Source organism: Rhodosalinus sp. K401, assembly GCF_041365735.1.
Classification (GTDB): Bacteria; Pseudomonadota; Alphaproteobacteria; order Rhodobacterales; family Rhodobacteraceae; genus Rhodosalinus.
Window position 1 is genome coordinate 1 of the sequence record NZ_JBGFSI010000058.1, and the last position, 431, is coordinate 431.

Here is a 431-nt window from a genome sequence, read left to right on the forward strand (position 1 = left end):
CCTTCATCGTGACGCTCGGCGCGATGCTCGGCTTCCGCGGGCTCGTCTTCATGTACAACGGCGAGCAGCCGACCTCGCATCTCAACTGGACGCTCGTGGACTTCGCAGAGGCGCAGTTCCTGGGTCTCCACACGGCGACCTGGTTCCTGCTCATGGTGACGGCCGCGATGTGGTACCTGATGAACCGCACCGTCCACGGGCGCAACGCCTACGCCATCGGCGACAACCGCGAGGCGGCCGTGAACGCGGGCATCCGCGTGGGCCCCCACATGATGATCAACTTCATGATCATCGGCTTCCTCGCCGCGCTGTCGGCGGTGGTCTTCTACTCCGAGTCGGGGTCGGTGAACCCCAATGACGGCACGCTCTACGAGCTCTGGGTCATCACCGCCGTCGTCCTGGGCGGGACCAAGCTGACGGGCGGCTCGGGC

At 66.1% G+C, this 431-nt stretch carries 1 protein-coding gene; it reads left to right on the forward strand.

Features of this window, described 5'->3' with window-relative positions; all coding sequences use genetic code 11:
• Positions 1–431: ABC transporter permease (locus tag AB6A66_RS17520; protein WP_371056907.1), on the forward strand; the 431-nt coding region annotated here is incomplete at both ends.